Annotated in this window: 15 protein-coding genes; all 15 read right to left on the bottom strand. The window is 35.2% G+C overall.

What is annotated here, in order from left to right; genetic code table 11:
• Window positions 1–3: 3 nt before the first annotated feature.
• The gene (locus tag ACFVR1_RS02280) at window positions 4–1,212 is read right to left on the bottom strand and encodes a flagellar hook-length control protein FliK (RefSeq protein WP_387579807.1); all 1,209 of its coding nucleotides are present in this window, start codon (window positions 1,210–1,212) and stop codon (window positions 4–6) included.
• A 30-nt stretch (window positions 1,213–1,242) separates the two neighbouring features.
• A complete protein-coding gene (locus tag ACFVR1_RS02275) occupies window positions 1,243–1,839 on the bottom strand; it encodes a MotE family protein (protein ID WP_387579805.1) in 597 nt (198 codons plus the stop codon).
• 8 nt (window positions 1,840–1,847) lie between these two features.
• Window positions 1,848–2,297: a flagellar export protein FliJ gene (fliJ, locus tag ACFVR1_RS02270; RefSeq protein WP_387579802.1), complete on the bottom strand. Its 450-nt coding sequence runs from the start codon at window positions 2,295–2,297 to the stop codon at window positions 1,848–1,850.
• A gap of 2 nt (window positions 2,298–2,299) precedes the next feature.
• Window positions 2,300–3,622 (bottom strand): flagellar protein export ATPase FliI, encoded by a 1,323-nt coding sequence (fliI, locus tag ACFVR1_RS02265; protein WP_387579800.1) that lies wholly within the window; start codon window positions 3,620–3,622, stop codon window positions 2,300–2,302.
• 5 nt (window positions 3,623–3,627) lie between these two features.
• Window positions 3,628–4,407 carry a flagellar assembly protein FliH gene (fliH, locus tag ACFVR1_RS02260; protein WP_387579797.1) on the bottom strand — a complete coding sequence of 260 codons (780 nt, stop codon included), beginning with the start codon at window positions 4,405–4,407 and terminating at the stop codon, window positions 3,628–3,630.
• Window positions 4,391–5,404: a flagellar motor switch protein FliG gene (gene fliG, locus ACFVR1_RS02255; protein WP_387579794.1), complete on the bottom strand. Its 1,014-nt coding sequence runs from the start codon at window positions 5,402–5,404 to the stop codon at window positions 4,391–4,393. The genes fliH and fliG overlap by 17 nt, the downstream gene beginning before the upstream one ends.
• A 12-nt stretch (window positions 5,405–5,416) precedes the next feature.
• Complete coding sequence (gene fliF, locus ACFVR1_RS02250) at window positions 5,417–7,006, bottom strand: flagellar basal-body MS-ring/collar protein FliF (protein ID WP_387579792.1); 1,590 nt, start codon at window positions 7,004–7,006, stop codon at window positions 5,417–5,419.
• A gap of 57 nt (window positions 7,007–7,063) precedes the next feature.
• Window positions 7,064–7,369 (bottom strand): flagellar hook-basal body complex protein FliE, encoded by a 306-nt coding sequence (fliE, locus tag ACFVR1_RS02245; RefSeq protein ID WP_387579790.1) that lies wholly within the window; start codon window positions 7,367–7,369, stop codon window positions 7,064–7,066.
• 24 nt (window positions 7,370–7,393) lie between these two features.
• Window positions 7,394–7,855 carry a flagellar basal body rod protein FlgC gene (flgC, locus tag ACFVR1_RS02240; RefSeq protein WP_387579787.1) on the bottom strand — a complete coding sequence of 154 codons (462 nt, stop codon included), beginning with the start codon at window positions 7,853–7,855 and terminating at the stop codon, window positions 7,394–7,396.
• A gap of 2 nt (window positions 7,856–7,857) precedes the next feature.
• Window positions 7,858–8,250, bottom strand: a complete 393-nt coding sequence (gene flgB, locus ACFVR1_RS02235; protein WP_387579785.1) for a flagellar basal body rod protein FlgB — start codon at window positions 8,248–8,250, stop codon at window positions 7,858–7,860.
• 1,501 nt (window positions 8,251–9,751) lie between these two features.
• The gene (codY, locus tag ACFVR1_RS02230; protein WP_387579783.1) at window positions 9,752–10,531 is read right to left on the bottom strand and encodes a GTP-sensing pleiotropic transcriptional regulator CodY; all 780 of its coding nucleotides are present in this window, start codon (window positions 10,529–10,531) and stop codon (window positions 9,752–9,754) included.
• A gap of 82 nt (window positions 10,532–10,613) precedes the next feature.
• Window positions 10,614–12,008 (bottom strand): ATP-dependent protease ATPase subunit HslU, encoded by a 1,395-nt coding sequence (gene hslU, locus ACFVR1_RS02225; protein WP_387579781.1) that lies wholly within the window; start codon window positions 12,006–12,008, stop codon window positions 10,614–10,616.
• Window positions 12,005–12,559, bottom strand: a complete 555-nt coding sequence (gene hslV, locus ACFVR1_RS02220; RefSeq protein ID WP_387579779.1) for an ATP-dependent protease subunit HslV — start codon at window positions 12,557–12,559, stop codon at window positions 12,005–12,007. Before hslV ends, hslU begins: the two co-directional genes overlap by 4 nt.
• A 197-nt stretch (window positions 12,560–12,756) precedes the next feature.
• Window positions 12,757–13,650, bottom strand: coding sequence for a tyrosine recombinase XerC (xerC, locus tag ACFVR1_RS02215; RefSeq protein ID WP_387579777.1), 894 nt, complete (start codon window positions 13,648–13,650; stop codon window positions 12,757–12,759).
• A 72-nt stretch (window positions 13,651–13,722) separates the two neighbouring features.
• A complete protein-coding gene (gene trmFO, locus ACFVR1_RS02210) occupies window positions 13,723–15,033 on the bottom strand; it encodes an FADH(2)-oxidizing methylenetetrahydrofolate--tRNA-(uracil(54)-C(5))-methyltransferase TrmFO (RefSeq protein WP_387579774.1) in 1,311 nt (436 codons plus the stop codon).
• Window positions 15,034–15,040: the final 7 nt, after the last annotated feature.

Genomic DNA, 15,040 nt, shown 5'->3' with positions numbered 1-15,040 from the left:
TTACTAAACCTCCATTTCTTTTAAAAAGTCTCCGAAAGTAGAAGTCTCTTCTGTATCGTCATTACTATTTTCCTGATTCTCTTGTTGTTGTTGTCTAAATGAATCTTGGAAATTTTGGTTTCGTTCTTGTCTTACTGAATCCTGTAACGCTTGTGTAATTTCAAGTTTATCTACTTGAATGTTTTGGTTTACTAACCCTTGTCTTAACTGATTCGAATGCGAATCTAACATATCTTTTCCAAGTGCTGTTGACGCCAGCATTTTAGTTGTAAGCATTCCATCTTTTTGTATTAACTCGATTCGAATCGTTCCAAGCTGTTCAGGATAAAGCTTAATAACTAATCTGTTCGCCCCACCTGCTTGACCAAACTGTACACGATTCATTACTTTTTGTAACTCTTTCACAAATTCTTCGGATTGTGCAGGTTTTTCTGTAGGCAATGTAACTGTAATGGTTTCTACTTTTGTTTGTACTATATTTGATGCTTGACCCTGTACATTAGTAGTAATTTCTTTTGTCTCCATAATTGTATCGGTTTGAGAAGTTACTTGCTTTACTACTACATGTTGAACAACTGGCTTCATTGCTTGATCCAAAGTGAACATTTTTGGCTCACTTGAAACTATTTCATTACTTGCAATTAAACCTTTTTTAGAGACTGCTTCTTTTAACTCGTCTACTAAATGATTTAGATCAAATAATGTAGATTCTTGATTTAATGTCAAATCCGATTTCTTTCCAATCAATTGCACAACTTTTAGTAATTGTACTGCTTCCTTTGCTTCAACAGGAGTAGCGGTACCTAATCCATTTAAAGACTGAACTATTGCATCAGTAAGTTGGCTCGCTTGTTCACTAATCCCAGCTAATAAATCCCAAACATTTGATTCTGTAAGATCATCTTTTGTTTCCGTTTTTTCTCCTAAAAGCTTATTTAGTAAATCTTTTAGTTGTTTCGGATTCACTGTCAATTCTTTGGATCCCAATAAGGTCTCAACTTCATTCAATGAATCTGCATTCAAAAGAGAGGATAATTCTTGTGTAAGATTTTGTTGGGAATCGTTTGCAACTGGTTGCTGCGTCTGCTGATTTAATAAAATCTGTCCAAAAACATTTCCAAACTGTTGATTGTTTTGTGTAGGAATTTGCTGCTGTTCTTTTGGTTGAACGGCTATATTATTACCCATGTTTATAGTAGCTGCGATATTCAATATTTCACCTCCCTTCTAATTGGAAAATTATTACTTTGACATTAACTCTGTATATTTTGCAGCTGATTCTGGTGTCATTTTTTCAAAAATTTGTGCTACAGTATCAGGTTTTAAGCTTGATAAAATTCGTAAAGCCTCTGCATCGCTCATTTTTGTAAGAACTGGAGCTGCAGTTTTAGCAGACATTTTTTCAAAAGTAGAAACAATGGAAGAATATTCTTTCTTTGAGCTTGTTTGTTCACGCTTTAGATTCTCAATTTCATCTAGTAATCTTTGTTGTTCAATTAGTAAACTTTCATTTGATTTCGATGAATTGTCTAACTCTGTTTGTAATTTATCTATTTGTGCTTCTCTTTCTTGAATTTCAGCTTGTAGTGAGACAACTTTTTTTTCTAAACGACCTGTTTTTATATCATCTGTAACTACTTGTGGTTGTCCTGCACCAGTGAATTCTTTTGCTTTTTCAAAAACATTAATATTTGTTAGTTGCGCAACAAGTAAGAGAATAAATAAAGTAAATAAAAAGGGAATGATAAACCAATAAAAAAACATTTTCACTTTGCTTATACCTTTAGAATCATCAATTGCTTTCTCCATGCTTTTACTTGATTTGTTCCGTTTAACCATGCTTTTACTCACCTAATCTCTTTGTTTTGAAACTTTAAAGATGAAATCTCATCTAATTGTATGGTTTCAAGTCTATGTTGTTCTTGTCGAAAAAGTTCATAGTCTTTTTCTTTTATCTTTTCAAACTTACGAACCTCTAGCGACTTTTCTATAAGTCTCTCTTCAAACCAATTCATTTTGGAACGGGCCTGTACAACTTCCTTCTGTACTCTATCGATTCTTTTTTGCAATCCATCTAAATAGTTTGAAAAGTGGTGAATATGATCAATAGATAAACCTTGTGTTAAATGATTATTTTGGTCATCTAAGGTGTTTTCTTTTTTCTTTAGAAGATCATATAATTCAGTAGCTACTTGTTCAAATGCCATGACAGATTCTTTGTATGCTAACTCAGTCTCCGTTTTTTCTTGTTCACGCACTGTTAATACTTTGGCGAATTTAAATTGATATGCAACCATCGTTAAACACCACCATTAGATAAACTAACTAGTTCATTTACAGTTGAATTAAGAGATACTTTGTCTAAATATCCTTGTTTCAGGAAAGATGTTATTAAAGGCTCGTATTGTATGGCCTCATCTATTTCTTTAGAAGTTCCTCGCTTATATGCCCCAATATTAATTAAGTCTTCTGACTTGTTGTAGGTAAAATACAAGTCACGTAAACGCTCCGCTGCTTTTATATGATTTTCATCTGAAATATGATTCATTAATCGACTTATACTTTTTAATACATTAATGGCTGGATATTGACCTTTATTGGCAAGCGCTCGATCAAGGACGATATGACCGTCTAAAATACCTCGAACAGTATCGGCTATTGGTTCATTCATATCATCACCATCAACTAAAACTGTATAAAAAGCTGTAATTGACCCATGTTCATTTGTGCCAGTACGTTCTAATAATTTCGGTAATATCGAAAATACTGATGGAGTATATCCTCTAGTAGCAGGAGGTTCTCCTACTGCTAAACCTATTTCTCGCTGTGCCATAGCAACCCTTGTTACAGAGTCCATCATAAGCATGACGTTCAATCCTTTATCGCGGAAATATTCGGCAATAGCTGTAGCAGTAAAAGCTCCTTTTATTCGCATTAAAGCTGGTTGATCGGATGTAGCGGCAATCACTATAGAACGCTCTAATCCTTCTTTACCCAAATCTCTTTCGATAAATTCGCGAACTTCTCTCCCACGTTCCCCAATAAGAGCTATAACATTTAAATCTGCATTTGTATTTCTAGCTATCATACCAAGCAAAGTACTTTTTCCAACACCTGATCCCGCAAAAATCCCTACGCGTTGTCCTTTTCCAACTGTTAACATTCCATCAATAGCCTTGACCCCAACTTCAATTTGTTCATAAATTGGTGGTCTTGTTAAAGGATTAGGAGGATCTTTTTCAGTACCTACTGTCATTAATCCTTTAGGTAACACGGAACCATCAATAGGATTGCCCATTGAATCCAGTACTTTTCCGATTAAATCTGAACCAACTTTTACTTCAAGTGGTCTATTTGTACCTTCCACTAAACAACCTGTTGAAATTTCTCTAATATTTGTATAAGGCATTAACACAACAATTTCTTCTTTAAAACCGACTACTTCAGCAAGTATTACTGAATGCCCATTTTTCGAAGAATGAATGTGTATTTTACAAACATCTCCGATAGAACTTTCTGGTCCTTGTGATTCAATCATTAATCCAACAACTCGATTCACACGCCCATATTTTTTAAAGGTTGTAAGTGTTGGTATTTGTTGAATTAAATCGATTGCCCTCATCACATTCACTCCAGACTATCTAGAATATCAACTAACTTTAGTCGTAATTCATGTAGTTGTTCATCAATACTTACTACAATTCTTCCGTGGTTTGTTTCTATATAACAATCAGTCGCGTTCATATCTTCATCTACAAAAATCATAAATGGAACATCTACCGGAAAAATGGAAGCGAGTTCTTCCCGATTACTTGATACTAATGTGAAGTAAGAAGGAGAAACATAAAGCTTTATCTCTTTCATTTCTCTAGCTTCTTTTAAACCTCTTTTAACAATCGATAAAAATAGTTCTTCGTCATCTTCCAGTTTTGTACCAATGATCCTTTCCGCTGAACGGAGGGCCAGTTCTAAAATAACTTGTTCCTGGTGTTGTAAATAGTCGGATGCATTTTTATGTGCAATTTGCATTGTTTCATTCGCCGTAGTTAATGCATTCAACATATCTGCTTGGGCTTTACTTCTTCCTTCTTCCAGGCCTTGGTTAAACCCTTCATCATATGCTGCCTGTTGAAAAGCTAATTTTTGTTCTTCCCACGTTCTTAATTGATCATCAATGTATTGCTTGTTTTGTTCTATATCATTTGCCAGTTCTGCTTTTTTCGAATTTATATGCTGTTCTGCTTCGAAAATTAATTGATCTCTTTCTTTCAGCAACAATTCCATCGAAAGCGGTCGGTCCTCATCAATCTTTTCAGTAAATTGGAGATCTTTTATTTGAATAGGTCTTGTTTTTTTACTATCTTCGTTCATATGAACGCTTCGGAAAATCTTAGACAATAATGTCATCTCCTCCACCACGAGCGATGATTATTTCTCCTGCGTCTTCCAATCTTCTAATGACCGAAACTATACGAGTCTGAGCTTCTTCAACATCTCGTAATCTTACAGGTCCCATTATTTCCATTTCTTCTTTAAATGTATCCGCCATTCTTGTTGACATATTACGGAAAATTACATCTTTCACTTCTTCACTTGACACTTTCATTGAGAGTAATAGGTCTTCATTTTCACAATCACGAATAACTCTTTGAATAGAGCGATTATCAAGTGTAACAATATCTTCAAATACAAACATTCTTTTCTTAATTTCTTCTGCAAGTTCTGGATCTTGTATTTCTAATGCATCCAAAATTGTTTTTTCAGTTGTTCGGTCAACACCATTCAACACTTCAACAACTGCATCTACCCCACCTGTCTCCGTGTAATCTTGTGTGACAGTCGAAGATAACTTACGTTCTAACACAGATTCAATTTCACTAATTACTTCTGGAGAAGTAGAATCCATTGTTGCAATACGTTTGGCAATATCCGCTTGTACCTCTTGAGGTAATGACGAGAGAATAATACCTGCTTGTTGCGCTTCTAGATAAGATAAAATAAGCGCAATTGTTTGAGGATGTTCATTTTGTATAAAATTAAATAATTGAGACGGTTCAGCTCTTCGTGCAAAGTCAAATGGTCGTACTTGGAGCGAAGATGTTAAGCGATTTATAATTGCTTGTGCATGATCTGTACCAAGTGCTTTTTCTAAAACCGTTTTGGCGTAACCTATTCCGCCTTGGGAAATATAATCTTGAGCCAAGGCAATATTATGAAACTCTTCAATTATGTCTTCTTTTATTTCAGGTTCTACTTTTTTTACACCTGAAATTTCTAATGTTAAACGCTCGATTTCTTCTTCATTTAGATGCTTATAAATAGAAGCAGACACTTCAGGTCCGAGAGAAATTAATAAGAGCGCGGCTTTTTGTTTACCACTAAGTTCTTTATCCTTTTTCACCATAGCCGTCCCCCATCAATCCTCTGCTATCCAAGTACGTAACAATTTAGCGAAATCTTCTGGCTTATCTTTCGCCATTTTTTCAAGTTGTTTACGTCTTAATGTAGCTTCTGTTTCTTTTTCATCATTAATATCATCAATTTTCAGTTCTTCTCTTTGTTCTTCTAATATCTCTAACTCTTCCTCGTTGTTTCTACGAGAACGAATAATAAAGACAACTAATAGAATAATTGCAACTAATAGAATGCCACCAATTACGTAAACCCACCATGGAATAACAGGACTAGTTGCCGTAACCATGCTCGCCTTACCGTTAAACGGTTGTACAGAGACAACAATTTTCTCTTTCAATTGTTGTTCGGATAAATTTCCTGCTTCTCCTTTATCGATCGATGTACGAATAATGGTTGCAAGAATTTGTTCAATATCGCCTTGTACACCATTAGGCATTGACGAAATATCCTTTGGATTTGGAGGTTCTACCATTACTTGGATTCCAATATCTCTAATTTTATACGGACTTTCTACGATTTCTTTTCGAATGCGATTGACGTCACTATTTAGAGTATCTTCTTTTCTTTCATAGTCACCGTTTGCATCAGAACCTGATACATAATTGGTAAAGTTATCCGTTGCATCTTGCGCTTGAGGCGTTCCACCGGCAACCGGATTAGTACCTGTAAATGTTTCAGAAATATGTTGTGCACTAATTTGAATACCAGCCATATTTTCAACATCAACTGGTTCTACTAAGTTCTCTTCTCTGTTTTCTTGTTTGAAATCGATATCAGTTGTAACAGATACAACTACTTTATCTTGTCCCATTAAAGTACTTAACATTGTTTGTACTTGTCTTTGCAAATCCCGTTCGATTGACTTTTTAATAGCCATTTGATCACCAGCGTTTGCTCCTGTTGTATGGGAGTTTGCCGTTTGAAGATCGAAGTATTCAAAATATTGATTTGTAATGACGATATCTTCAGTCGATAAGTTAGGAACTGACTTAGAAACCAGGTTATATAGCGACTGAATTTGTGCATCTGTAAATTGATATCCAGGTTCTGTATTTAATACAATTGAAGCGCTGGCTTTTCCATTGCTTTGGGATAGAAAAACGCTCTCCTCTGGCAAAGAAATCATTACTTTTGCATCTTTAACCCCTTTAATACCTTTGATCAAATTAGCAAGTTCCGTTTGAGTTGAGGCTAATTTCAACACATTAAACTCATTATCAGTCATACCGAAACCAGCATTTTTAGAAAAGAAGCTATAATCTATCATTCCTGATTGTGGATACCCATCTGCAGCAAGTTGCACTAACAACGAATCAACTTGATTGGAAGGCACTAAAATAGATGTTCCACCAGGGGCAATTTTGTTTTGAACACCTTGTGAATCTAATGTTTCTTTTATCCTTCCTACTTCAGAAGGAGCTACATCAGAATATAAAGGCACAAAATCAGTTTTTGTCGAAAAGAAAGTAATTACTGCCGCTATAAGAATAACGGCGATTGCACTTCCGACTATGGTTCCTTTTTGTGTTTTTGTCCTACTTCTCCAAAAAGTAGAAACATCAGTCGTCATTTTTTTTATACGCTCATTCATTAGTATCCTCCGGCTATGGTGAATATTTTTACTCGATATCTATATATAACCGAGGATTTATACAGGCATACGCATTATTTCTTGATATGCTTCAACCACTTTGTTTCTAATTTCTAATGTAGTATTCAATGTTATGCTTGCTTTTTGTGAAGCAATCATAATGTCATGTAACTCTACATCTTCCCCACGAATTAGCTTTTCTGTTAATACATCAGAAGCTTTTTGGTCTTGGTTGACTGATTCAATTGCACTTTTCAAAAAATCTCCAAAACTCTGTTGAGCCTCAAACGAATTTGTTTTAGGAGTAGATGTTGTTTGTGTAATTTGAGTAGGATTAAATAACGAAATAGATTCTATTGCCATAATTTACTTGACCCTCTTTCATTTCTATTTACCAATCTCTAGAGCCTTTGTTAGCATAGCCTTATTGGCATTAAATACGGTTACATTCGCTTCATATGACCGAGTTGCAGAGATTAAATCTACCATTTCTCTTAACGGATCTACATTTGGCATTTCTACATAGCCCTCTGCGTTCGCATCAATATGTGTTGGATCATAAACTAACTTAAATGGAGTTTCCATATCTTCTTTAATATTCGAAACTTTTACACCATTGCCAACTGCTTCTTTATTCTGTTTACCCATTGCTACATTTAAAAAACTAGAGAATTGTCCTTCAAGAGGTTGTAACGTAACAGTTTTTCTTCTATACGCTTGCCACTCACCATTCACTAACTTGGATCTAGTAGTATCTACATTCGACATATTAGAAGAGATTACATCCATCCTCAGACGTTGAGCAGTTAGTGCTGATGCTGTAGTGTTCATTCCGTGAAAAATCGACATAATTAGCGACCTCCTTTAATGACAGTTTGTAATGTATTTAACTTGCTGCTCATTCGATCAACAAGTGCATTATAATAAATTTGGTTTGTCGCCAAGTTCGCTTGTTCTTTATCCATATCTACTCCGTTACCATTTTCGCTATATCTGAAATTAGTATATTTATAAACCCCTTGAGAACTGGATTGCACTTGAAAGTTAAAATGCTTCTCATTCGTACGGTAAGCAGAAATTGTCGATTGTTTTGCATCACTTAAAAAATCCTTAAAATTAACACCTTTTGCTTTATAATTTGGCGTGTCGACATTTGCGATATTTTGCGCAATTGCTTTATGTTTAACTGCTGAAAAATCTAAGCCACGTTCTAAATCCGAAATCGTTCCTCCAAAAATTCCCAATCTTTACACCTCATCTATTTCATAAAGGTTAAATTATAATAATATTCTATGAAAATCATAATAATTTAATTGTAATGAAAATGTAACATAGTGTCTATTCTCTTTTTTATTATTTCATAGGACATTTTTCCTTTTTTTTCGATAATTTTATTTATTCGATGTCGAAACGTCAATTTTCGTAATACATACATACCAATTAGAAGGAATTTTCAAAAAAATGAATTTATGAGTCTCCTAAAAAAGCCTTACTTTTAGCAAAAAAGAAAACCGGGCAAAAAGACGCCCGGTCCTTTCAAGAAGAGTAGCATATTGGCTACGGCGGACGATTTTCGTGTGCACGGCTTCAGAATTTATTTTTTTAAGTTCAATCTATATTAGTTAGAGAACTATATTTTATCCGGACGCTCAAATTTTCACCAAACAATAGCATCTCTTATTTAACATCGATTACAGGATGGCATGATCACTACACATACTTAAACTATTTCTATCCTATTAGCGATAGCTGGGCTAAATCCTCTTGTTAGGTACTACTCACTTAATGGATTGTAGTGGAAGGTGGCGACTCCAGTCGGAGGCCAACAGGATGTTGGTCACGAAGGCGTCTCCACATGATGTGGCGCTCTTAGCCTTTGTTCCGCTGTGAGACAGATGAGCCTTCACAACGAAGCGTAGCGGCGGTGAAGGCTCATCGCTCACCCCGCGGAACGCGTCCACCTGAAACGGAAATCCGCGGTATTATTTTATTCTTTTAAGTACTATCAACATAAGTTAGAGAACTATATTTTATCCGGACGCTCAAAATTTCATCAAGCAATAGCATCTCTTATTTAACATCGATTACAGGATGGCACGATCATTACGTTGGATCCATGAGATCGTGTATAAGAAATTGGAATCGATAAGGCACTTTGAAGGCTTCTATAAAACAACCTAATAAGGTGGATAAACGATGTAATTGCTTTCGATGTAAGTATGGGGAAAAGCACAATAGTTGTGTATGATCGCAATCAACATTGTGAATATGAAGGTGAATACACACAGTATCTGGTTTCCAATCCTTAAAAGAGAGAATCGATTTATTAAGAGCACAGGACGGTCAAGCACCTGAAATCATATTTGAAGCTACAGGCGTCTATTCGAGGGTTTTAAAGGTGATTATCGATAAGTCCCCTTGTTTAGCGTTAATTGTTGCTTGGAGTGCAGGTGCTCGACTCCTGCGGGAATAGCAGATGGCTCAAGCCATGCCCGCAGAAAGCGAGCGCCGGAACGGAAAGCAACAACTCGTTGAATGGATTACTATCTTTAATTTGCTTTTTATAGAAATTACTCCTGACTAGTGGTAAGAAAGCGTCCACCTTCAGCGGAAATCAACCTTTTCATGGCATAAAACATTTATATACTCTCTTATTCTGCAAAAAAAAGACTGTAGGCAAACCCTTTTTGGAGTTAGCCTACAGTCTGAAACCTCTTACGAAAAGCATAAGAAATTTTTAGTTATTTATTTCATTTTTAGTTGAGCTAGTTCTGCAAGGAATTTATCATTAAGTACTTTAATGTAAGTTCCTTTCATACCTAGAGATCTAGACTCAATTACTCCAGCTGATTCAAGCTTACGTAATGCATTTACGATTACAGATCTAGTAATACCAACACGGTCAGCAATTTTAGAAGCAACTAGTAAGCCTTCATTGCCATCTAATTCTTCAAAGATATGCTCAATTGCTTCTAACTCACTATAAGATAATGAATTAATCGCCATTTGAACGACCGCTTTACTTCTTGCTTCCTCTTCAATTTCTTCTGATTTTTCGCGTAAAATTTCCATACCAACAACAGTTGCACCATATTCACCCAGAATTAAATCATCATCTTGGAATTCTTGCTTTAAACGACCAAGGATTAAAGTACCTAGACGTTCACCACCACCAATAATCGGAACGATTGTAGTTAAACCTTCTTTAAATAATTCACGATTTTCTACAGGGAATACTGTATGTTGATTGTACACATCTAAATTAGAAGATGTTTCATTCACGTGGAATAAATTTTTGGTATAGTCTTCTGGGAATTGACGTTCTTCCATCATTTTAATCATACGTTCATTTTCAATTTGTTGGTGTACTTCATACCCAAGGAGCTTACCTTTACGACTTACTATAAAAGCATTACATTCGATTACGTCACTTAATGTTGATGCCATTTCTTTAAAGTTAACAGGTTTCCCTGCTGATGCTTGAAGCATCGAGTTAATCTTTCTTGTTTTATCTAATAAATTCATTGTTGTATCCTCCATTAATTTTCATATTTATTTTAATATTCTAAAGGTTTTTAATTGTTTTTGGAATAGCAGAAACTTAATATTACAGTATAAATTGTGATAAGTCTTTATTTTTCACAATATTGTCAAGTTTTTGGTCAATATATCCAGGAGTAATTTGAATATGAGCAGGTGAAATTTCAGAAGCTTCAAACGAAAGCTCTTCTAAAATCTTCTCAAGAATCGTATGAAGTCGTCTTGCTCCTATATTATCGGTCTCTTGATTGACTTCATAAGCTATTTCCCCAATTCTTTCAATTGATTCATCTGAAAATGAAATTGTTACGCCTTCTGTTTGAAGTAATGCTTCATATTGTTTAGTTAAAGAATGTTGAGGTTCTTTTAATATTCTTACAAAATCATCTTTTGTAAGTTTTTCTAATTCTACACGAATCGGAAATCTACCTTGAAGTTCTGGTATTAAATCAGAAGGTTTAGACATATGAAATGCACCAGCTGCTATAAACAAGATATAATCTGTTTTTACTGCTCCGTATTTCGTATTCACTGTTGATCCTTCAACAATAGGTAAAATATCTCTTTGAACACCTTCTCGTGAAACATCAGCAGAAGCACTGCTTCCACTTCGATTTGCAATCTTATCCATTTCATCAATAAATATTATTCCAGTTTGCTCCGTTTTCTCTATCGCAATTTGAGATAATTCATCATTATCAATTAGTTTGCTCGCTTCTTCATGTATTAATACTTTCCGTGCATCTTTTACTTTCATTTTTCTTTTCTTCTTTTTCTTGGGTACTAAGCTAGAAAGCGCATCTTGCATATTCATACCCATACTTTCCATTCCACCACCCTGAAGTGCATCAAAAATGGATGGAGCCTGTTCTGTAACTTCTACCGTTACAATTTCATTTTCTAATTTACCGTCTCTTAAATCTTCTGCTATTTGAGATCGTTTCAATCGTACTTCTGTATCTTCGGTTTCTGAAGAATCTTCTTCTGACTTTCCTCCAAATAAAGCTTCAAAAGGGTTTTGATTAGCATTCTTTTTCTTTAATGAAGGAACAAGAAGCTTTACAATAGCATCATTCGCTAACCGTAATGCCTGTTCCTTCACTTCTTCCATTTTCTCTTCCTTCACAATTCGAATAGCGGATTCTACCAAGTCTCTTACCATCGATTCAACGTCTCTACCTACATATCCTACTTCTGTAAATTTAGTTGCTTCCACTTTTACAAAAGGAGCTTTTGTAAGCTTTGCGATTCTTCTAGCTATTTCTGTTTTACCTACACCTGTTGGACCAATCATTAAAATATTTTTAGGAATTACTTCATTCTTCATATCTTCGTCTAACAATTGTCTTCTATATCTATTACGGAGTGCAACTGCTACCGCTTTTTTTGCAGCATTTTGACCAACAATGTATTTATTTAAATGCTCTGTAATTTGTTTTGGAGTTAAGCTATTCTCTTTCATTCACCCAATACCTCCACAATTATTTGATGATTTGTAAAAACACAAATATCCGCAGCAGTTGTTAATGCCGCCTTCGCAATTTCTTCAGCCGTCATTTTTTCCCCTGCATATTGCTTTAATGCTCGCCCTGCTGCCAATGCATAGTTTCCTCCAGAGCCAATAGCAAGTATACCATCATCCGGCTCAATTACTTCACCAGTTCCTGAAACAAGCAATAAATTATTTTTGTCCATTACTAAAAGCATTGCTTCTAGTTGACGTAGCATTTTATCCCCTCTCCATTGCTTTGCTAACTCAACAGACGCACGCTGAAGATTACCATTATACTCTAATAATTTCCCTTCAAACATTTCAAATAAAGTAAATGCATCCGCAACAGACCCAGCAAAACCAGCTATTACTTGACCATTAAATAACCTTCTAACTTTTTTTGCAGTATGTTTCATCACTACCTGATTACCTAAAGTGACCTGTCCGTCTCCTGCCATTGCTTGGCTTCCATTATGACTTACCGCAAAAATTGTAGTTGCATGTATTCCAGTTCCAGCCATATATCATTACCTCCATTATTTCAAATTCACCTTGGCGTATTTGAGCCGAGATATTTGAATCGAGCATCTAGATAAACTCCTTAACAAAAACTTTAGGATTTCCTGAGCTTTAGCAATCAATTCCATTACCACTGGACACAGCGATCTTAGCCAGTATTCCTCGATTCAGCATATGCATACTCGCCATTATGAAAAGGTTATGCCCTAGGATGAGCATTCATATACGTTTTTCTTAAATGTTCCTTTGTAACATGTGTATAAATTTGTGTAGAAGTTAGATGGGAATGCCCTAACAATTCTTGCACACTCCTTAAATCTGCACCATTGTTTAATAAATGTGTAGCAAAAGTATGTCTGAGCATATGAGGATAGATTGTCGTATGCATTGAAGCTTTTTTTATCATTTCGTTTAGAATATGTCTAACACCACTTGCAGATAAATGATCGCCTCTACTATTCACAAAAAGAAATGGATGAGATGTTGACTTCATTATTTTTGGTCTGCTTTTTTCCACATATTCCTCGACTGCTAATAAGGCATAATCTCCAACAGGAACATATCGCTCTTTTCTACCTTTTCCCATAACACGAATAATCCCATAACTCTTATCTATATGACTCATTTCGATTGAAATAAGTTCACTTACTCGTATTCCAGTAGCATATAATAGTTCTAATAAGGCCATATTTCGTATGGACAGTAGGTCTGTTCCTTTATTTCCTTCGAAAAGTTGTTCCATCTCTTCTTCATAAAAAAAATGTGGTAAAAGCTCCTCTTTTTTCGGATGATACAAAGACCGAAAAGCTTCTTCTCGAATATTGTATTCTTTATGAAGAAATCTGTAAAAAGAACGTATGGAAGAAATTTTTCTTGAAATAGAGGTTCTCGCTAATTTTTTTTCATAAAGAGCTGTTACATATAATCTTGCATGGACATATTCTACGTCATTTAAATGACTTACACCTTCTTTTTCTAGAAAGAGTAAAAAATTTTCAATATCTTTTTCATATTCATGGACAGTAAGATTTGAGTAATTTTTCTCTAATTGAATATAATCAATAAACGAGTGTAGTTCAATTAATCCAATCATCCAAACAACTCCAATTCTATTTCCATAGTAAAAGCCTCTAAAAGTATACCAATTTTTAGAGGCTTAAAGCAATTAAATCGATGTATTTTTCACAAAATTTTGAATTGTTGTTAGTGCACGATTAGCTAATTGCTCGGTTCTCACTTTTTTATCTCTAACTTTTGGCTGAAGCTCTGGAAACAAGCCAAAGTTAATATTCATTGGTTGGAAATTTTTTGGATCTGCTTCAGTAATATATCTCGCCATACTACCAAGAGCTGTTTCTCTAGGTAATACGATTAATTCTTCCCCTTTTGCAAGCTTAGCTGCGTTAATACCAGCAAGAAGACCACTACCTGCAGATTCTACATAACCTTCCACACCAGTCATTTGTCCAGCAAAGAAAATTTGATGATTTGCTTTTAATTGATATGTGGGCTGTAATACAGTTGGTGAATTAATAAAAGTATTTCGATGCATAACACCATATCGAACAATCTCAACGTTTTCTAATCCTGGAATTAGTTGCAATACTTCTTTTTGTGGTCCCCATTTTAAATGCGTTTGAAACCCAACGATATTATAAAGTGTGCCTGCAGCATCATCTTGTCTTAATTGCACAACTGCATATGGACGCTTCCCTGTTTTCGGATCTTCGAGACCCACTGGTTTCATTGGCCCGAATAATAACGTTTTTCTACCTCTCCCAGCCATTACCTCAACTGGCATACATCCTTCGAAGTAGATTTCTTTTTCAAATTCTTTTAATGGAACAACCTCTGCCTCTACAAGAGCATCATAAAAACGATTAAACTCTTCTTCTGACATTGGACAGTTTAAGTATGCTGCTTCTCCTTTATCGTAACGCGATTTCAAGTATACTTTGTCCATGTCGATACTGTCTTTTTCTACTATTGGAGCTGCAGCATCATAAAAGTACAAATAATCTTGTCCAGTTAATTCCTTCACTTTTTCTGCTAAAGCAGGTGAAGTTAAAGGTCCTGTTGCAATAACGGTTATACCTTCCGGAATTTCAGTAACTTCTTCATTTACTATTTCGATTAAAGGATGATTTCGAATCGTATCCGTAACTCTTCCAGCAAAATCATGTCTGTCAACTGCTAATGCGCCACCGGCAGGGACACAACTATTGTCTGCAGATTGAATAATAAGTGAATCCAACATACGCATTTCTTCTTTAATAACTCCCACAGCGTTTGTTAAATTATTTGCACGAAGTGAATTAGAACAAACTAACTCCGCAAATTTATCCGTATGATGAGCTGGTGTTTGTTTAACAGGTCGCATTTCAAAAAGACGGACTTTTATACCCCGCTTTGCAATTTGCCAAGCAGCCTCACTTCCTGCAAGTCCAGCACCAATCACATTTACTATTTCAGTCATTTAAAAT

Origin of the sequence: Psychrobacillus sp. NPDC058041, from assembly GCF_042885655.1 — a bacterium.
Taxonomy (GTDB): domain Bacteria; phylum Bacillota; class Bacilli; order Bacillales_A; family Planococcaceae; genus Psychrobacillus.
Note: the sequence above shows the minus strand (reverse complement) of the source record. Positions and strands in the feature narration are given on the sequence as shown.